This is a genomic window from Pseudomonas sp. 3HC3, assembly GCF_044904505.1.
GTDB lineage: Bacteria > Pseudomonadota > Gammaproteobacteria > Pseudomonadales > Pseudomonadaceae > Aquipseudomonas > Aquipseudomonas putida_Y.
This window is the reverse complement of sequence record NZ_JADDRH010000014.1, coordinates 12163-31391: the sequence shown is the minus strand read 5'-3', so window position 1 is coordinate 31391 and position 19229 is coordinate 12163. Positions and strand designations below refer to the sequence as shown.

The window sequence follows — 19229 nt, the reverse complement described above, 5'->3', positions numbered from 1 at the left end:
TTCAGATATCCAGCACCAGGCGCGGTGTACGCGCCCGGGAACAGCACAAGACTATTTGCTCATTAGTTTGTTTTTCTTCCTCGGTCAGGTACACGTCACGGTGGTCCGGTTCACCTTCGAGCACGTCGCATAGGCAGGTACCGCAAACGCCTTGCTCACACGACACGTCCACCTTGATACCCACGGCGCCGAGCGCATCGACAATTGTCTGCCCTTGGGCAACCGGCACCGACTTGCCGCTGCGCGCGGCAACCACCTCGAAACCGGCCCCGGCAGTGTCCGCTTCTCCCTGGAAGTACTCGCGATGGATCTGCTGCTCTTCAAAACCTAGGGCACGCGCATTTTCGACGACCCAATCCATGAAACCGACCGGGCCACATGTATAGACATGGCTGCCAGGCGGGGCAGAACCGAACACCGCGGCCAGGTCCAACTGCGGCCCTTGGTCACCAAAGTGCGTGAACACTTGCTCTGAAAAAGCCCCCGAGGTGAGTTCGTCGACGAATGCACAGCGTGACTGCGAACGCCCTTTGTAATGCAGCTCGAACGAGCAGCCCGTGGCATGCAACTCATGCGCCATGGCGATCATCGGGGTGATGCCGATGCCGCCACCCAGCAGAATGTAATGACTCGCCCCAGGCACCAGGGCGAACAAATTGCGTGGAGCGCTGATGCAAAGGCCAGCCCCTGGCTGCAGCGCATGCACCGCGATGGAACCACCCCGCGAGTTCGCATCCCTGAGCACACCCAGGCGATACATGTCGCCATCGGCAGGGTCTCCACACAGCGAATATTGCCTGACCAGGCCCGCTGCCATATGTACGTCTACGTGCGCGCCTGCGGTGAAAGCGGGCAAGGCCTGGCCATCAGCAGAGGCCAGCTCGAGCACAACCACATCGCCGCCTTGCACCTCCCGTTTGCGCACGACCACGTCCAGCATCTGACTCCTCATCAGAGTGTCCTCACAGGATGTAGCCGATACCGGCAAGGGTGTCGTCACTGTTGATCAGGTTGATCACTTTGCGGTGGATCCTGAAGCCGCCCTCGGCACGCACCAAGGTGTAGGTCAGATCGGCGCTGTAGTGCTTGAGGCTTTCTTTGCGGAACTCCCGCACGTTCTGTGCAGCGCGCACGGTGACGTTGACGCCGTCGTCTGCCAGCACGCGGACACGCGAAATGCTGCGCACAGTGCGCGGCTGAGGGCTGGTGGAAATCGACTCGCCACCAATCAGGCGCTTCACGCGCAAGCCGCGCATGTGGTGATCGTCGAAGGCGTAGTTCAGCGTGTTCTCATAGTCGGTTTCGTTCGGATCAATCGGGATGATGTAGGTCCCCTTCTCGGCCCACAGGTTCAGCCAGGCGTCGTACTCGCCGTGGTCGAGCATGTCGCCTTCCTGCCAGATGAACGCGGTCACTTCATTGAACAGATTCAGGTTCATTATTCAGCTCTCTCGGTCATCATCTTCTTCCACTGCTGGTACGCCGCACGCATGCCGGTCTCGGCACTGACGTCGGAGATCAGGCCGTCGGCGCTGGGCTTCTCGCCCGGCAGCCCACGGTTGAGCATGATCCACAGGTTCTCGCCGGCATTGGCGCCTTTCTGTACGCGCTCCCAGGCCTCGGAGTCGTCCGGGGTACCGAAGCCCATCGGGCCCTGGAAGTGCTCGTGCAGGCGCAGGCGGTAGCGGTTGGCCGCGGCCGGGCCGCCGTCCATGGTGATCACCGAGTGGTGGATCTCGGTCTCGGTCACCGAGATCGGCTGCAGCACGCGGAAAAACGCCATCGAGCAGGCGACATTAGGGAACAGGTTGAGGTTGAAGCCCGAGCCGCCGACGGCGCGGACGATGCGACGCACCTGCTGCTCCTCAATGCCTTCGTCGCGCAGTTCGGCAGCGAGGCTTTCGAAGCGTTCGGGGATCGGTTTGTCGAGGTCGGCTTCAAGGTCTACCAGCTCGGGGATCATCACCATCACGCTGTGGCCGTTGCCTAGGTCCTCGACGTAACCAGGGCCTTTGACGAAGTCGAACAGCTCCAGGGTCTGCTCGTCGACCGAGGACAGGAAGCTCTTGTGCACCAAGGGGAAGTGGTAGGCATCGGTGGTGTTTTCCAACTGGATCTTCCAGTTGCCAGGGAAGCGGAAGCGGTGCTCGCCCGGCACCTTGATGCCATACCCCGCGCCTTGTTTCATGAACAGGTCCATCCACTTTTTCGCCGCACCGAGGAAGTCCTCCAACGGCTCGATGTCGTCCTTGAAGGTGGCGAAAACCATACCGGCGTAGCTTTCGGTGCGCAGGCTCACCAGTGGCAGTTCGGCCTTGTCGATGCAGTCGCCGTAGCTTTCCGGGTGCGGGATGCCGCGCAGTGAACCGTCCAGGGCATAGCCCCAACCGTGGTACGGGCAGACGAAGCTGTTGGTCTTGCCCTTCTTGTGCTCGCAGACGGTGGCGCCGCGGTGGCGGCAGCGATTGAGCAGCACATTTATATTTTTCTTGCGATCGCGCACGACGATCACCGGCTGCCTGCCGATGTAAGTGGTCTTGTAGCTACCAGCGTCCGGTACTTCGCTCTCGTGAGCGACCCAAATCCAGGTGCCGTGGAAAATCTTTTCCAGCTCGGTTTCGAATAGCGCCGGGTCAGTGTACAGGGACGTGTGTACGCGGTCGGGCAGCACCAGCTCGGCTGGGTCCAGGCTCAGGTTGATCGTCGGTATCAGGTTGGTCACGGAATCACCCTATCAGTGGTAGTGGCGTACTGCTTCATGCGGACAGCGCAAGTCATGCCTTCTGCATGACGAGGCATACGCTGAAATCGGGGTTACTCGTTCAGCCCACTCTTCCCGTCACGCCTTGATGACGGGGGAAAAGTTGACCTGGATGGGAAACACCCTGAGGGTGTCGGCGATGCGCGATTGCGCAGATACTTTGCGGTGCACGGTCATGGCATGAGCCCTCTTTCTTGTGTGCTTTCCGTTGGAAAGCGTTATGGCTCACAAGCTAAGGGGGGACCGTCAACGTCTCAATGACCGAAGCGGTCAAGGTCGTTGCGTTTTTCGCAACAAGTCGTCGCAGCGAACTTTCGGCGTGGGCGCGGTGCCGGGCGTTAGAGCGCCTTTTTCATTGTTTTCGCGATTGCAATGGCCAGCTCCCTGGTCAGTTCATCCAAGGTACGGCCTCGGCGCGTGACAACCTGTATCTCGGTGGCTTGCATTTGCGCGCAATCGACCGTCACAGCCTTGAACAAACCGCTGCGAAGCTCATCCATGACGGGCAGCTCAGCCAGCAATGTCACACCCAGCCCCGACCGTACGAAGTCGAGGATGACAGCGAGGGAATTGGACGTCATGGACGGCACTACCTCGATGTCCAACTCACGGCAGGCAGCGTCCAGCAATTCTCTGACCCGGAACTTTGGCCCTGGCAGCACCAACGGCTGCCGAGCCACTTCCTCCAGGCTGACGACGCTGCGCCGGGCCAGTTCACTGTCGCGATGGACAATCATCCGCAGTGGCTGGGCCAAGCTGTAAAGTCGACACAAACGTGCTGGCTGATTGGGCGAGAAGACCACGCCTAGATGCGCCTCATCTGTCAGCACCATGCGCTGCACCTCGCTCGAGGGCGCTGTGATGATTTCAGTCTTGTGATGAAGGTGGGTCCGCATCAACTCCTGTAGCGAGTTGATGCCCTTGGCACCGAGCAGGCCCTCCCCGACCGCGATAACCGTGGTGGTTTGCGCTTCACCTCGCAGTTCGTCGAGCTGGGCCATGAACAAGGCATAGCGCACATTGCGCTCTTCAAAGTACGCAACAGCAGCTTCGCCTGCAGCAGTAAGACTTATGCGATGACTGCCCTGCTTGACCAGGTCGATTCCCAATTCTTCCTCGAGCTTGGCGATTTGCCGGCTCACCGAAGAGGTTGCGATACCGAGTTCTTCGGCAGCAGCACGCATCGAGCCCCTTGCGTGGCTAAGGTGCAGATAACGTAGGCGGTTGTCCTGCAATTCGTTCTGACGATGGGTACGGTTTGGCATGCGGGGCCTGTTCGGTCAGGGCCCGCTTGAGGCCGCTGGCTTGAGAAGCCCACGACGTTCACTCGCGCATGCGAGGGCCGGGGCCTTGCCAGCATCCTACATCAGGTTTGCTGGCGAGACCTCAGGTTCTGCGCATCATGGGTATGGCGTGGTTGGCGCGATACCGGCAAACAGCGCGCCAGCGCTGTCATAAGTGGCTTCTCCTAGAAAAGCGTGCTGCGTGACGACCATGGCATCACGCAAGATCCATTGCAGCCGGTTATCATCGAAAATCGCGGTAGTCCCGGCCAGGCGATACGCCATAGTGACCACCTCAGCGCAGGTATGGGCAGCATGGGTAGCACTCAGGCGTAGCAGATTGGCTTGTCGTTCGCTCACCGGCTCACCCGCAAGGATGCTTTGCCAGACAGCGTCAGGCGCCTCGTAAAAAAAAGCGCGAGCGCTGCGTAGCATGGCCTCGGCCTTGCCCAACTCGATCCGGTAGTAGGCACGATCGCCCAGGCGCGGGGCACCGGTCACCGTCTTGGTGCTGCCCGACATGGCGGTGACCAGGTCCAGTGCGGCGCGTGCCAGCCCAAGATTGACCGCAGCGTGGACCTGCGCCTGGTAGGACACCGAAGGGTATCGGTAGAGCGGCTCATCAATGGTCGCCGCGGCACCTCGGGTGAATGTCCAGGCATGCTCGACCCTTTTACCCTGCAACCTGAGGTCATGGCTGCCAGTGCCTTGCATGCCAACCACATTCCAGTTCTCGATGATTTCCACTTCACCTGCGGGAAACACTGCGGTCAGCGGCTTGCCGGCACCCGCTCCGCCACCATTTGCCGGCGTACCGCCAATGCCTACGCCAATCCAGTCCGCGCCCTTGCAACCGCTAGCAAAACGCCAATGCCCGTTGATCTCCCAGCCGCCCTCAATCGCACACGCGGGCTGTAACGGGTAGAGGCCGCCTGAATAGACCTGGTCTGGCCCGCTGGCATAGATCAGCGCCTGGGTTTCTGGCGGCAGGGACGCCAGGTAAATGTTGGCGGAGCCAAATGCAGCCACCCAACCCGTAGACCCGTCCGCCTCGGAGATTCGCTCGATAATCCTCAGAAACTCGGCAGGGGCAAGTGCATCACCGCCAAAACATTTTGGTGTGCTGGCGCGGAATATGCCTGCTGCTTTCATCTTGTCGATCATGTCGCTAGGAACATGGGACCGTTCATTGAACTCACTTCGGCGGTTAACCACCTCGGCAATGACTTCTTCAAGCGTAGCTTTATTATTCAAACCGGGTGGACAGGGCACCGCCGGGCGATCAATACATTGGACTTGCGTATTCATCTTATTCTCCGAGTGAACTTGAAACCGGCATTAGCATGGACACCGACTGACCGTTGATCAAATTCAAAACCTGCATACGCTCCATGCTCCAAATGAATGACGTCTTGACATTGAGCGCGCAAGCGCATTCCGCGTACGAATAACATCAATGCGAAATAAGAATTTGACCCACCTTGCAACTATGCCCAGCATTCAACCGTTCACTCATGGCAAACGGAATAAAAACATCATGACGCTCACAACAAACAAAGATGGTTTTCGCCAGGCACTTTCCCTGCTGTCCGCTGCAGTCAATGTCATTACCACGGACGGTCCCCATGGTCGCCTGGGGCTGACGGCAAGTGCCGTGTGCTCCGTAACCGACATGCCCCCGACGGTCTTGGTCTGCATCAACCGCAACAGTTCGATTCACGCAGCCGTGGTCGCCAACCGCGCCCTGTGCGTGAACATTCTACCGGGCCATCTCGAAGGGATGGCCAGGCACTTTGCAGGCATGACCGATGTGCCGCCTGAAGAGCGCTTCGCCGACGACGCATGGAGCGACGGCATGACCGGGCTGCCGGTGTTGGGCGATGCGCTTGCTAGCCTTGAAGGCCAGGTGGTCGACATCAAGGAAGTCGGATCACACTCCGTGTTGTTCGTCGAGATCGCACATATCCACCTCGGCTCGGAGGGTGAGAGCCTGACCTACTTCGGGCGCAACTTTCATCGCCTTGACCGATCGGGCACCGGTCAACGCCCATCAATTTCCTGACCGAGGCGCGCAATGACATTCTGCCTGTTTATGACGGCTCGCAACCGGATGCCCGGCTTTTGCCTAGGGGTGACGGATATCCAAGAGCACCTCGCGGTGATACCGGGCATGACCCACGCGCTGTGCCATCAACCACTCGACCTGCCGGAAGCCAACCCGTTTATTGCGTCCAAAGCCGCGCCAAGCTGCGTTCTGCAGCTCTATTTCGGCACAATCGACCACGTCGAATCGGCGTTGCATACCCAGGGGAACCTGGGCACGTTCGTGCATGTTTCGAGCATGGCCGGTTACCAGTGGGAGCAGCAAGTGATGCTGGTCCGACGCTTCAGCGATAACCTGCCCAAGCGGGCCCTGCCTACAAGTGAGGAGCAGGTGACGTATCTGGTGCACTACACAGGGAGGGTTGCAGATGAGGCGCATTGGATTGAGCGCTACGTGCATCAGCACCCGTCCTTGCTGGCAAGACTGCCAGGTGTACGCAACGTCGAGGTGTACACCCGTCTCGACTATTGCAGCCAGTTGCCGGTGGCGCGTAGCCAGGCTCTGCAGCGCAACAAGGTTGTGTTCGACTCAGTGCACACGTTGCGTGATGCACTCACCTCACCCCAACGAGAAACCTTGCGCCAGGATTTTCTTAGCCTGCCTCGCTTCGAAGGCGAAAGCCCTCATTACCCTATGCGTACCTTCGAATGCTGAATGGAGACACGCGCAGCGCCACAAGGTGCTGCCCGGAATCCGAAACGCGGCCTGTCGGGCTTATAGAGCAGGCGTGGCCGCGAACAATTCCACCAACAGTGTGCGCAACCAGGCGATCCCCGTGTCGGATGAAAAACGCCTGTGGCAATAAAGACCGACCGAAATCCTTGGCAACTCAACTGGCAGGCGCAGCAGCCGATACGTGCCGGTTTTGTTGATTTGCAGAGCGATGGCGCGCGGCAGTATCAAGGCAAGTTCGGTGCTGGCGACTATTTTGGGCGCGATCGTGAAATTGGGGACCTTCAGTGCAATGTCCCGCTGCAGGCCTACTTTGCGAAACGCAGCGTCAGCAGTCTGACCGTGACCGGTGATGTTGCTCGAAACGTGCACATAGCGCAGCGTCTGCATGTGTTGAAGCGTCAGCTGACTCGCCTGCAAGGGGTGGTCTCTGCGCAGCAGGCAAATGAACTCATCCTCCAGCAAACTCTCATACAGGCAGTCTTCGTTGGGTTCGACCAAGTAGCCCAGCGCAAGGTCGATATCACTCTTGCGCAGTGCCACCGTCAACTGGTCGATCGGCAGCGGCTGGATTTCCAGGCTGATGCCTGGCGCCTGACACGCAAGCACCTCCATGATGCGGGGCAGGACATACAGCTGCGCCATATCTGACATCGAGATACGGAACGTGCGCGAGGCGGTAGCAGGATCGAAGCGCGACGAACTCATCAATGCGCCCTGGATGATGACCAAGGCTTGCTCTATGGGCCCGGCCAGGCGCAAAGCCGCATCGGTCGGTTCCATTGAAGTCGCCGTGCGGACGAACAGCGGGTCGTCGAAAACATCACGCAGCCGACGCAGGGCATGGCTGACAGCTGGCTGGCTGAGGTGCAGGCGATCAGCCGCGATCGTCAGGCTCCGGTGCTCCCAGATCGCCATGAACGTTTTCAACAGGTTCAAATCGATCGTGGCCAGATTGATGTGCTTCGTCATGTAAATTCTCGAAGTGGAAGTTCGACAAACGATAGCGTGCTGCTTTTTCTTGGGCGCATACCGCTCAACCATTATGAGGCTGTACTACGCCGCAGTGGGAGCGTTTTTTTCTATGCACTATCAACAAAGCCCTGCCAGCCATCCAGCCTGATTTCGCTGCACAGCAGCCGTGGGGTTATTCATATGGTGCATTGCGCAAATAATTCTTGATCATTTGACCCTGCAGAGTCGGCAAACCTACTGTGTCACAAACGCAATCCCGACAAACCCTGTGTGCACAAGCAAACTACAGAGTCGTTTATAAGATGAAGAACAAAATGACTGCACCAACAAGTGGCGTTTCTCCCGATTCTGGATCGCATCGCGTGGTCCGTGCTGTTTTCATATCCGTTATTGGCCAGATTCTGGAATGGTATGACTTCTTTCTTTATGGAACAGCGGCAGCTTTGGTATTTGGCGAACTCTTCTTTCCCATTGATGAAGATCCACTCACAGGCACTATCGCCGCCTATGGCGGGCTAGCGCTCGGTTTTATCGCACGGCCGGTCGGCGGCATAATCTGCGGCCATCTGGGTGACCGTTACGGTCGCAAGATGGTGCTTACATTGACCCTGGGCGCCATGGGCGCTGCCACGTTCCTGATGGGGCTTTTGCCCACCTACCAGAGCATTGGCATTGCCGCCCCAATTCTGTTGGTCGCGTTACGCCTGGTGCAGGGGCTCGCGGCGGGCGGCGAATGGAGCGGTAGTATTCTGGTGATCAGCGAGAACACCCATCAAAGCCAGCGAGGGCGTTTTTCCGCCTGGGCTCCCTGCGGCGCGGTGGTGGGCTTCGCGATGTCTACCGGGGCCTTCATGCTCGCCGAGACCGTCTCGGGCGAGGCCTTCATGACCTGGGGCTGGCGTGTTCCCTTCCTTTTCAGCCTTGTGCTCATCGGCGTTGGTCTCTATCTGCGCAGACACATGGACGAAAGCCAGGAGTTTTCAGAAATCAGTACCTCGGGAAAATCTGCCCACGCCCCGGTCATGGAAGTGCTGCGCTGCCATCCAAGAGAAATCCTCATGATCTTCGGGCTGCGCCTGGGTGAAGGATGCGCGGCGTGGATCTTTTTCACCTTTTCGATCGCCTACGGCAAATTCCTCGGGTTATCGAATACCTTTGTGCTCGGGGCGCTGACGTTCTCGATGGTGCTGATGATCCCCTGCGCGCTGCTGGCAGGCTACGCCTGCGACAGGCTGGGGCGAAAATCCGTGTACCTGGCGGGCGCTCTGGCCATGTTGCTGTTCGCCTACCCGTTTTTCCTGATGTTCGAATCGGGCGTACCCTGGGTTATCGTAACCGGTCTGGTAGTGGCCAATGGCCTAGTTCTGGGCCTTCTTGAAGGTGCTCAGCCACCGTACATCAGTGAGTTGCTACCTGCCCGCCTGCGTTTTTCAGGTCTGGGCATCGGCAGGGAAATTGCTTCAGTGCTCGGCGGCGGACTTGCGCCGATCATTGCCACCGCATTACTCGCCCACTACCGCGCACCTGAACCCATCGCCCTCTACCTGGCCAGCATGGCGCTGGTCACGGTTGTTACCACCTTTCTTACACCTGAAACCTATCCTCGCGAGCACCGTATCCGTGACCGCGCAGCATTGAAAAAAACACCTGCAAGCAAACAAGCCTATACCGAAAGCAGCACTGTAGCGGGAGGCTGACACAGTAAACGGTGGCTTCACTTCTCGTATTTTCGGCATGAGTCGGCAAGACCTGGGGCAACACGTGCAATCCGGAGAATTCAAGACGTTTTACAGCTTGCTGAGGCCGACGACCCGATTGATGACAGCTCACGGCCCTGGCCGGCCACACGAAAGCAGGTGGTCGCAGGCACCCTGGCCGTGACGGGCGTTCATGACCAGACCGAGGGGGAATGCCGTGATATCAACTTCGACCCAACACTCGTGCCGTCTGGCATCGAACTGTCGGACGACCCTGTTCTGGCGGCACGTGCGGGCATTTACTCGCACTCCTATAACGCACGCCTTCGCGAGATCGGGTTCGGAAAAGCTACCGAGACCACAGGCCAGAAGGACAGCAACTGATGCAAGACCAATCCAAGGCCCTTTCGCCTGTACCCCAGCACTTCAACCTTTTCGCCCGGCTGCTCTATCTGCTGATGATTGCCCTGCCACTGGCTGGGCAACGCGCTCGGCTGGCAACTGGCCCGTCATCCTCATGGATGGACGGGCATTGCCTGCCATCGTCCCTGAAAACCCGGTGCTCTATGCCTGGTTGCGGCTGGTCCATGCCGTAGGGGCATGGCGGCTCTTCGCAGCGCTTCTGGGACATGTGGGCGCCGCGTCGATGCATGCTTGGATTTTCCGAGACAAGGTATTCGCCAGCATTGCATGCGGTGCTGGCGCGCGAGAAAAGGTAAGAACCGGATAGGTAGCCAAGCCGGACGTGAAAGGATGCCATTCCCTTCAAATGAAGAGGCCTCGCCCCTGCCGACAGGAGGGGTACGGCACCAGCAAGGATGCCGGGACTGGACATGCCAGTCTAAGTGGTCAAGGGCGAGGCCAGATCTGAAGATAGCGCAGGCTCGGGGATAGGGCCACCGCTGTTCCGATTTGATTTGTAACCCTGTCCCCGGTTTGCGGTGCGAGGCAGCCAATGGGGTGGATGGCACGGGCTTTACCCGTGTTCGCGGGCAAGCCCGCTCGCGTACGTGCGTGGCATGGTGCAAGGCAGTTGTAGTATGTCTGCAGCGCGTTCAGGGTAGAGCCTCTGCAGCTCAGTTTTGGCGTCCAGGACCCTATTTGCTCTGCGATCAGCCGTTGACAGCCCTCCTCCCCCTTGCTAATAATCGCCCACAGTTGTACGACAACACATAACAAAAACAACAATCCGTGGACGAACCCATGTCGACACCCATCCCGCTGCACCCACGCCTGTTGCACACCCCTCTTCCCCCGGCCAGCTCGCGTACACCTGCCAGTACGTAGCGCCCGGTTACCGCGCGTTCACACCTGGCCCTGACCGGCCCGTTATCTACCCGCCCCTGCCGCAGGCCGCTTGCGCGTGCCCGGTGGACGGGCTGCCACACCCTTAGGGAGCACAACAATAATGAAAATCTGCCACACCCTGCCCTTCGCCCTGCTTGGCGCCGGGGTTATCGCCGGCCTGCCGGGCACCAGCCTGGCTGCGGGATTTGTCGAAGACAGCAAGGCCACCCTCGGGCTGCGCAACTTCTACATCAACCGCAACTTCATCAACCCCAGTAACCCGCAAAGCAAGGCCGAGGAGTGGACGCAAAGCTTCATTCTCGATGCCCGCTCGGGGTTCACAGAAGGGCCAATCGGCTTCGGCGTGGACGTGCTGGGGCTGTGGTCGGTCAAGCTCGACGGCGGTGGCGGTACCTATGGCACGGCGTTGCTGCCTCGCCATGACGATGGCCGGCCAGCCGACGATTACGGGCGCCTGGCGGTGGCGGGCAAGGCGCGTATTTCCAAGACCGAACTGAAGATCGGTGAATGGATGCCGGTGCTGCCGATTCTGCGTTCGGACGACGGGCGTTCGTTGCCGCAAACATTCCGTGGCGGGCAGGTGACCTCCAATGAAATCGCCGGGCTGACCCTGTACGGCGGCCAGTTCCGCGGCAACAGCCCGCGTAACGACGCGAGCATGGAAGACATGAGCTACGGCGGCGGCGTGTCGGACCGCTTCAACTTCGTCGGCGGCGAGTACAAGTTCAACCAGGACCGCACGCTGGTGGGGCTGTGGAATGCGGTGCTGAAGGACGTGTACCAGCAGCAATACCTGCAACTGAGCCACAGCCAGCCGGTGGGTGACTGGACCCTGGGGGTCAACCTGGGCTACTTCCATGGCGACGAGGACGGCTCCGAGCGCGCCGGGCAGCTGGACAACAAGACCTACTCGGGGATGTTCTCGGCCAAGTACGGCGGCAGCACCTTCTGGGTAGGGCTGCAGAAAGTCGATGGCGATACCTGGATGCGGGTGAACGGCACCAGTGGCGGCACCCTGGCCAACGACAGCTACAACTCCAGCTTCGACAATGCCAACGAGCGTTCGTGGCAGGTGCGCCATGACTTCAACTTCGTCACCGTTGGGGTACCGGGGTTGACCCTGATGAACCGCTACATCAGCGGGCGCGATGTGCACAGCGGGGGCGTGATCGATGGCAAGGAGTGGGTGCGTGAAACGGAGCTTGCGTATGTGATCCAGAGCGGGGCGTTCAAGGATTTGAGCGTGAAATGGCGTAACGCGTCGATTCGCCGGGATTACAGCAATAACGAGTTCGATGAGAACCGGTTGATCTTCAACTATCCGTTGTCGTTGCTCTGATCAAGACCTGCGGGTTTACCCGCGAATACGGTGGCGATGGCAACGGTGAACGACAGGTGGAGATTGGCCAGCAGGGTCGGCCCTTTCGCGGGTGAACCCGCTCCTACAACGGCCTGCGCCCAACCACCGACCTGTGTCCACCATTGATCAGGTGTAGGAGCGGGTTTACCCGCGAATACGGTGGTGGCGGCAACGGTGAACGACGGGTGGAGATTGGCCAGCAGGGCCGGCCCTTTCGCGGGTAAACCCGCTCCTACAGCGGCCTGGGTCCAATCACCGATGTGTGCCCACCACCATGGTAGGCGCGGGTTTACCCGCGAATACGGTGGCGGTGGCAACGGTGAACGGCGGGTGGGGATTGGCCAGCAGGGCCGTCCTCTTCGCGGGTAAACCCGCTCCTACGGGCGACCGTGCAGGCCTTTCGCCTTTTCCCCCCCGCGAAAAGGCCGGCAAAAGCCACCCAAGCCTCATTGACAACACACAGAACCACCGCCAATAATCAGCCAAGTCATACGACAACCTACAACAACCAACAACAAGAGCCGGCCATGACCACTACCCCCTTCAATCGCCTGCTGCTCACCGGAGCCGCAGGCGGCCTGGGCAAGGTCCTTCGCGAACGCCTGCAAGGCTACGCCGAGGTCCTGCGCCTGTCTGATATCAGCCCCATGGCCCCGGCCGCGGGCCCGCATGAAGAAGTCATTACCTGTGACCTGGCCGACAAGGCTGCGGTACATGCCCTGGTCGAAGGCGTAGACGCCATCCTCCACTTTGGTGGGGTTTCTACCGAGCATGCCTTCGAAGAGATTCTCGGCCCCAATATCTGCGGCGTATTCCACGTGTACGAGGCGGCGCGCAAGCATGGGGTCAAGCGCATCATCTTCGCCAGCTCCAACCACACCATCGGTTTCTATCGCCAGGATGAGCGCATCGACGCTCACGCGCCGCGCCGTCCCGACAGCTATTACGGGCTGTCCAAGTGCTACGGCGAAGATGTGGCCAGCTTCTACTTTGACCGCTACGGCATCGAGACCGTCAGCATTCGCATCGGCTCGTCGTTCCCGCAGCCACAGAACCTGCGCATGCTCTGCACCTGGCTGAGCTACGACGACCTGGTGCAGTTGATCGAACGCGGGCTGTCCACCCCCGGCGTTGGTCACACCATTGTCTATGGCGCCTCCGACAATCGCACCGTGTGGTGGGACAACCGCCATGCCGCGCACCTGGGCTATGTACCCAAGGACAGCTCCGAAACCTTCCGCGCTGCCGTGGAGGCCCAACCGGCCCCCGCCGCCGATGACCCGAGCATGGTCTACCAGGGCGGCGCTTTCGCCGTGGCCGGCCCGTTCAACTGACCCCAAGCCAAGAGGCACGGCATGAACTGCGAACTGATCGTCGACGCCCGCAACGGTACCGGCGAAAGCCCTGTGTGGCACCCCGGTGAACAGGCCTTGTACTGGGTAGACATTCCCGCTCGCCAGTTGCATCGCTGGCAAGCGGCCGATGGCAAACACCAGTGCTGGCAGGGCGACGAGATGCTGGCCTGCATCGCCCGCAGCGGTCAGGGTTGGGTTGCGGGCATGGAAAGCGGCATCTTCCAGCTCCAGGCCAGGGCGGACGGCAGCCTGGACAGCCGGCTGCTCAGCAACGTGCAGCACGCTCAGGCCGGCATGCGCTTCAACGATGGCCGCTGCGACCGTCAGGGCCGCTTCTGGGCCGGGACCATGCTGCTGGACATGCAGCAAGGTGCCCACGTGGGCGCGCTGTACCGGCATGACGGCGAAGGCCAGCTGCACCTGCAGCAGGACGGCATGATCGTGCCCAACGGCCTGGCCTTCAGCCCCGACGGCACGCGCATGTACCTGTCCGACTCGCACCCGAACGTACAGAAGGTGTGGGCTTTCGACTACGACATCGACAGCAGCACACCGCACAACAAACGGCTGTTCATCGACATGCGCGACTACCCCGGCCGCCCGGATGGTGCCGCCATCGACCAGGACGGCTGCTACTGGATTTGCGGCAACGACGCCGGGCAGATCCACCGTTTTACCCCCGAAGGTCGCCTCGACCGATCGCTCCGCGTGCCGGTGAAAAAGCCGGCAATGTGCGCCTTTGGCGGCGCCAGCCTGGACATTCTGTACGTCACCTCGATCCGCCCCACGGGCATCGACCTCAGCGACCAGCCCCTGGCTGGCGGGGTATTTGCCCTCGACCCTGGCACCAAGGGCCTGGAGGAACCAGCCTACCGGGGCTGACGCGCCTTGCCACACCCACACTTGCACCCACGAAACCAGATAATAAAAACCACGGAGTTTCATCATGACGTTCAAACGCAAGCTGCTTCTTGCCGTACTCCCGTTCGCCTTCAGCGTGGCCATGCCCGCCTCGGCGCTGGACATCAAGTTCGCCGAAATCCACCCGGCCGGCTACCCGACCGTGGTCGCCGAGCAGAACATGGGTAAAAAGCTGGAACAGGCCAGCAATGGCGACATTACCTTCAAGATGTTCGCCGGCGGCGTGCTGGGATCGGAGAAGGAAGTGATCGAACAGGCTCAGATCGGCGCCGTGCAGATGACCCGCGTCAGCTTGGGGATCGTCGGCCCGGTGGTGCCCGATGTGAACGTATTCAACATGCCGTTCGTGTTCCGCGACCATGATCACATGCGCAAGATCATCGACGGCGAGATCGGCCAGGAAATTCTCGACAAGATCACCAATTCCGATTTCAACCTGGTAGCCCTGGCCTGGATGGATGGGGGCTCGCGCAGCATCTACACGAAAAAGCCGGTGCGCAGCCTGGAAGACCTCAAGGGCATGAAGATTCGCGTACAGGGCAACCCGCTGTTCATCGACATGATGAACGCCATGGGCGGCAACGGCATCGCCATGGACACCGGGGAAATCTTCAGTGCCCTGCAGACTGGCGTGATCGATGGTGCCGAGAACAACCCGCCCACGCTGCTTGAGCACAACCACTTCCAGAGCGCCAAGTACTACACCCTCACTGGCCACCTGATCCTCCCGGAGCCGGTAGTGATGTCCAAGACCACCTGGAACAAGCTCAGCCCCGAGCAGCAGGCGCTGGTGAAGAAGGTGGCGCGTGAAGCACAGATGGAAGAGCGCGCGCTGTGGGATGCCAAGACCGCCGCCAGCGAAGAGAAGCTCAAGGCCGCCGGTGTCGAGTTCATTACCGTCGACAAGAAGCCGTTCTACGACGCCACCGCTTCGGTACGCGAAAAATACGGCGCGCAGTACGCCGACCTGATGAAACGTATCAACGCTGTCCAGTAACCGCGCCCCTTCCCGAACGACCTCGGCAGCGCGGCGCCCGCCGCACTGCCGCTTTGGTGATGCCCATGAAAAACCTGTTCCTGCGTGTGAACGACACGCTGTACTGCACCTGCACTTGGGTTGCCGGCCTGTCGATCCTGACCATGTCGCTGATCATTCCGTGGGGCATCTTCGCCCGCTACGTGCTCGGCACCGGCGCCAGCTGGCCGGAGCCAGTCGCCATCCTGCTGATGGTGGTGTTCACCTTCGTCGGCGCCGCCGCAAGCTACCGGGCCGGGGCACACATGGCGGTGACGATGATCACCGACCGCCTGCCACCGCTGCCGCGCAGCCTGGCCGCGCTACTGGTGCAAGTGCTGATGATTATGGTGTGCGTGTTCATGACCTACTACGGCACCAAGCTGTGCATCACCACCTGGAACCAGTTTCTGGCGTCACTGCCGGGGGTGCGGGTGGGCATGACCTATGCGCCGATCCCGATCGGTGGCGTGCTGACCCTGGTCTTTGTGCTGGAAAGGCTCCTACTGGGCGATCAGAGCCACCGCAAGGTAGTGCGCTTCGACCACCTGGAAGAAAACGAAGGAGCAGCATAAATGGATGCGTTCATTCTGTTGGGCAGCTTCATTGCGCTTATTCTGCTGGGCATGCCAGTGGCCTACGCCTTGGGCCTGTCGGCGTTGATTGGCGCCTGGTGGATCGACATCCCGCTTCAGGCGATGATGATCCAGGTGGCCAGTGGGGTTAACAAATTCTCGCTGCTGGCGATTCCGTTCTTCGTGCTGGCCGGTGCGATCATGGCCGAAGGCGGTATGTCACGGCGGCTGGTGGCGTTTGCCGGGGTACTGGTGGGCTTCGTGCGTGGCGGGCTGTCGCTGGTCAACATCATGGCCTCGGCCTTCTTCGGCGCAATCTCCGGCTCGTCGGTGGCGGACACCGCGTCGGTGGGTTCGGTGCTGATCCCGGAGATGGAGCGCAAGGGCTACCCGCGCGAGTTCTCCACCGCCGTGACCGTCAGCGGCTCGGTACAGGCGCTGCTGACCCCGCCCAGCCACAACTCGGTGCTGTACTCACTGGCGGCGGGCGGTACGGTTTCCATTGGCTCGCTGTTCGTGGCAGGTGTGATGCCCGGGTTGCTGTTGAGCGCCGTGATGATGGGCCTGTGCCTGATCTTTGCCAAGAAGCGCAACTACCCCAAGGGCGAAGTGATCCCGATGCGCCAGGCGCTGAAGATAGCCGGCGAAGCGCTGTGGGGCCTGATGGCCATGGTGATCATCCTGGGCGGCATCCTGTCGGGCATGTTCACCGCGACCGAATCGGCAGCAGTGGCGGTGGTGTGGTCGTTCTTCGTGACCATGTTCATCTACCGCGACTACAAGTGGCGCGACCTGCCCAAGCTGATGCACCGCACGGTACGGACCATCTCGATCGTGATGATCCTCATCGGCTTTGCTGCCAGTTTTGGTTACGTGATGACGCTGATGCAGATCCCGTCAAAGATCACCACAGCATTCCTGACCCTCTCGGACAACCGCTATGTGATCCTGATGTGCATCAACTTCATGCTGTTGCTGCTGGGCACGGTGATGGACATGGCGCCGCTGATCCTGATCCTTACGCCGATCCTGTTGCCGGTGATCACCGGTATCGGCGTGGACCCGGTGCAATTTGGCATGATCATGCTGGTGAACCTGGGCATCGGGCTGATCACACCACCGGTGGGCGCCGTGCTGTTCGTCGGCTCAGCCATCGGCAAGGTGAGTATCGAGTCGACGATCAAGGCAATGCTGCCGTTCTACCTGGCGCTGTTCATGGTGCTGATGGCGGTGACCTACATTCCGGCCATCTCGCTGTGGCTGCCCAGTGTGGTGCTGTAAATAAAATCGGGGCTGCGATGGGCTGCAAAGCAGCCCCCTTGGCCCTACCTGCAACGGATCCTGCACATGGCTGCCCCCTCCTCGGCTGTACCTCTATTCCCACGCAAACTGGCAATCGCCTTGCTGGCCCTGCTGGCCTGTTCATTCGCCGGCAACCACATTGCCGCTCGCATCGCATTCGACGACGGCACCGGCGTGCTGCTGGCCATTCTCTGCCGCTCAGGTATTACCTTGCTGGTGCTTGCCTGCCTGCTGCTGTGGCAACGCCAGGCCCTGAGCCTGCCCGCCGGTACCCGGCACTGGCAACTGCTGCTCGGCCTGCTGATCGCCACCCAAAGCCTGTGCCTTTATTCGGCAGTCGCACGCATTCCGGTAGCCTTGGCGCTGCTGGTGGGCAACACGTTCCCGATGCTGTTGGCGCTGCTCACCTGGGCACTGGGCGGTGCACGCCCCACTGGCCGCACGGTGTTGTTCATGGGCCTGATTCTGTGCGGCCTGGTACTGGCGCTGGATGTGCCGGCACACCTGGCCGACAGCGCTGCGGCCAACCCGCACTGGGCATTAGGGGTAAGCCTGGCTTTTGGTGCGGCCTGTGCCTTTGCCTGTGCCTTGTGGGTCACCGACCACAAACTGGCTGCCGTGCGCGGCCCAGTACGCAGCCTGCTGACCTTGCTGATCGTGTTCTCCAGCATGCTGGTGGCAGGCGCAAGCGGCGTGATCCCATCCGGTTTGTCACTGCCAGGCAGCAGCAGTGGCTGGGCGGCCCTGGCCAGCCTGGTTGTGCTGTATGGCCTGGCCTTCAGCTTGCTGTTCGTCTGTGTCCCTCGCCTGAACATGGCGCAGAACGCACCGGTAATGAACGTTGAACCCATCGCCACGTTGTTGCTGGGCTGGGCCTTGCTCAACCAGCACCTGAGCACTGTGCAGTTGGTCGGCGGCGCGGTGGTGGTGTGTGGCATCGTGCTGCTCACATACCGCCGGGCCAATTGATTGATCTTCCACAAAGGAGCCTTGCATGGCTGTGACCGAACTGCACCTGCAAGACCGCCTGACACGCCTGAGCCTGGCCCCGGAAATCGGCGCCAGCCTGGTCAACTGGCAGGTAAAGGCGACCGGGCAGGCGCTGCTGCGCCATACCGACGCGGCCGCGCTGGCCAGCGGTACACCCCGACGCCTGGCCTGCTACCCGCTGGCGCCGTGGTCCAACCGTATTGCCGAGGGTGGCTTTGCCCGGCCCGAGGGGTGGCAGGCACTGTTACCAAATACCGGGCATGACCCTTACCCGATTCATGGCAGTGCCTGGCAACAGGCCTGGCAGGTAGAACACCACAGTGAACAGCAAGCTCGGTTGACGCTGGACAGTGCCGTGCCGTTTGCCTACCAGGCCACGCTGGATGTGCACCTGCATGAGGGTTGCCTGAACCTGGACCTGCATGTGATGCACCAGGATGAGCCAGCTACCTGGTATGGCCTGGGGCTACATCCCTACTTTCCGCGGTATCCCGATACCAAGTTGTACGCAACTGCGCGCAAGGTGTGGCTAGCCGAGGATGGGCGGTTGCCTTCGTACGAGGCCGAGGTGCCCGAACAATGGCGTTTCAATGCCATGAGGCGTTTGCCCGAGACAGTGGTTGATCACGCCTTCAGTGGCTGGCCAGGGGAGTGTGTGATCGAACAGCCCAGCGCGGGTTATCGACTGGCGTGCAGTACCAGCGGGGCTGGCCACTTCTTGCTGTTTTGCCCGCAAGGGCAAGGGTTTTTCTGCTTTGAGCCGGTTAGCCACCCCATCAATGCGCACCACCTGCCAGGGCGGCCAGGGTTGCGATTGTTGCACCGGGGGGAGGCAATGAACCTGGGGTTCAGGATGCAGTATCAGGCGTTGTGAGCGGGTTGCCTGAAAAACAGCCGCCACGGTATCAAGC

General features: G+C 60.5%; 19 protein-coding genes. 13 read left to right on the top strand and 6 right to left on the bottom strand.

Annotated features, from left to right (window positions below; genetic code table 11):
- Position 1: 1 nt before the first annotated feature.
- The 5 genes from INQ47_RS17970 to INQ47_RS17950 form a co-directional block, all read right to left on the bottom strand.
- A complete protein-coding gene (locus tag INQ47_RS17970) occupies positions 2-952 on the bottom strand; it encodes a PDR/VanB family oxidoreductase (protein WP_404702251.1) in 951 nt (316 codons plus the stop codon).
- 10 nt (positions 953-962) lie between these two features.
- A complete protein-coding gene (locus INQ47_RS17965; RefSeq protein ID WP_404702250.1) occupies positions 963-1439 on the bottom strand; it encodes an aromatic-ring-hydroxylating dioxygenase subunit beta in 477 nt (158 codons plus the stop codon).
- Entirely contained in the window at positions 1439-2722 is a 1284-nt protein-coding gene (locus INQ47_RS17960; protein ID WP_367249990.1) for a Rieske 2Fe-2S domain-containing protein, read from the bottom strand. The genes INQ47_RS17965 and INQ47_RS17960 overlap by 1 nt, the downstream gene beginning before the upstream one ends.
- Before the next feature lie 377 nt (positions 2723-3099).
- Positions 3100-4026 (bottom strand): LysR family transcriptional regulator, encoded by a 927-nt coding sequence (locus INQ47_RS17955; protein ID WP_404702249.1) that lies wholly within the window; start codon positions 4024-4026, stop codon positions 3100-3102.
- 135 nt (positions 4027-4161) lie between these two features.
- Entirely contained in the window at positions 4162-5352 is a 1191-nt protein-coding gene (locus INQ47_RS17950) for an acyl-CoA dehydrogenase family protein (protein ID WP_367249986.1), read from the bottom strand.
- A gap of 226 nt (positions 5353-5578) precedes the next feature.
- Between INQ47_RS17950 and INQ47_RS17945 the strand changes: the two genes are divergently transcribed.
- Both INQ47_RS17945 and INQ47_RS17940 read left to right on the top strand, forming a co-directional pair.
- On the top strand, positions 5579-6106 hold the full coding sequence (locus tag INQ47_RS17945) for a flavin reductase (RefSeq protein ID WP_404702287.1): 528 nt from the start codon (positions 5579-5581) through the stop codon (positions 6104-6106).
- A 108-nt stretch (positions 6107-6214) separates the two neighbouring features.
- Positions 6215-6802 carry a hypothetical protein gene (locus INQ47_RS17940; RefSeq protein WP_404702248.1) on the top strand — a complete coding sequence of 196 codons (588 nt, stop codon included), beginning with the start codon at positions 6215-6217 and terminating at the stop codon, positions 6800-6802.
- Between the two features lie 60 nt (positions 6803-6862).
- Here INQ47_RS17940 and INQ47_RS17935 read toward each other — a convergent pair whose 3' ends face one another.
- A complete protein-coding gene (locus tag INQ47_RS17935; protein WP_404702247.1) occupies positions 6863-7792 on the bottom strand; it encodes a LysR family transcriptional regulator in 930 nt (309 codons plus the stop codon).
- Positions 7793-8097: 305 nt separating this feature from the next.
- On the opposite strand from INQ47_RS17935, the gene INQ47_RS17930 reads away from it, so the two are divergent.
- From INQ47_RS17930 to INQ47_RS17880, 11 genes are all read left to right on the top strand, one after another.
- Positions 8098-9492 carry an MFS transporter gene (locus tag INQ47_RS17930; RefSeq protein WP_404702246.1) on the top strand — a complete coding sequence of 465 codons (1395 nt, stop codon included), beginning with the start codon at positions 8098-8100 and terminating at the stop codon, positions 9490-9492.
- Between the two features lie 159 nt (positions 9493-9651).
- Complete coding sequence (locus INQ47_RS17925) at positions 9652-9876, top strand: hypothetical protein (RefSeq protein WP_404702289.1); 225 nt, start codon at positions 9652-9654, stop codon at positions 9874-9876.
- Positions 9782-10222: a cytochrome b/b6 domain-containing protein gene (locus INQ47_RS17920; RefSeq protein WP_404702286.1), complete on the top strand. Its 441-nt coding sequence runs from the start codon at positions 9782-9784 to the stop codon at positions 10220-10222. The genes INQ47_RS17925 and INQ47_RS17920 overlap by 95 nt, the downstream gene beginning before the upstream one ends.
- Before the next feature lie 678 nt (positions 10223-10900).
- Complete coding sequence (locus INQ47_RS17915; RefSeq protein ID WP_404702245.1) at positions 10901-12139, top strand: OprD family porin; 1239 nt, start codon at positions 10901-10903, stop codon at positions 12137-12139.
- Positions 12140-12687: 548 nt separating this feature from the next.
- Positions 12688-13494, top strand: a complete 807-nt coding sequence (locus INQ47_RS17910) for an NAD(P)-dependent oxidoreductase (RefSeq protein ID WP_176685120.1) — start codon at positions 12688-12690, stop codon at positions 13492-13494.
- A 21-nt stretch (positions 13495-13515) separates the two neighbouring features.
- Positions 13516-14397: an SMP-30/gluconolactonase/LRE family protein gene (locus INQ47_RS17905; protein ID WP_404702244.1), complete on the top strand. Its 882-nt coding sequence runs from the start codon at positions 13516-13518 to the stop codon at positions 14395-14397.
- Positions 14398-14461: 64 nt separating this feature from the next.
- Positions 14462-15433, top strand: a complete 972-nt coding sequence (locus INQ47_RS17900; protein ID WP_404702243.1) for a TRAP transporter substrate-binding protein — start codon at positions 14462-14464, stop codon at positions 15431-15433.
- A gap of 65 nt (positions 15434-15498) precedes the next feature.
- Entirely contained in the window at positions 15499-16026 is a 528-nt protein-coding gene (locus INQ47_RS17895) for a TRAP transporter small permease (protein ID WP_404702242.1), read from the top strand.
- Positions 16027-17307 (top strand): TRAP transporter large permease, encoded by a 1281-nt coding sequence (locus INQ47_RS17890; protein ID WP_404702241.1) that lies wholly within the window; start codon positions 16027-16029, stop codon positions 17305-17307.
- Positions 17308-17373: 66 nt separating this feature from the next.
- Entirely contained in the window at positions 17374-18297 is a 924-nt protein-coding gene (locus INQ47_RS17885; protein ID WP_252460280.1) for an EamA family transporter, read from the top strand.
- A gap of 25 nt (positions 18298-18322) precedes the next feature.
- Positions 18323-19192 (top strand): aldose 1-epimerase, encoded by an 870-nt coding sequence (locus INQ47_RS17880; RefSeq protein ID WP_404702240.1) that lies wholly within the window; start codon positions 18323-18325, stop codon positions 19190-19192.
- Positions 19193-19229 lie beyond the last annotated feature (37 nt).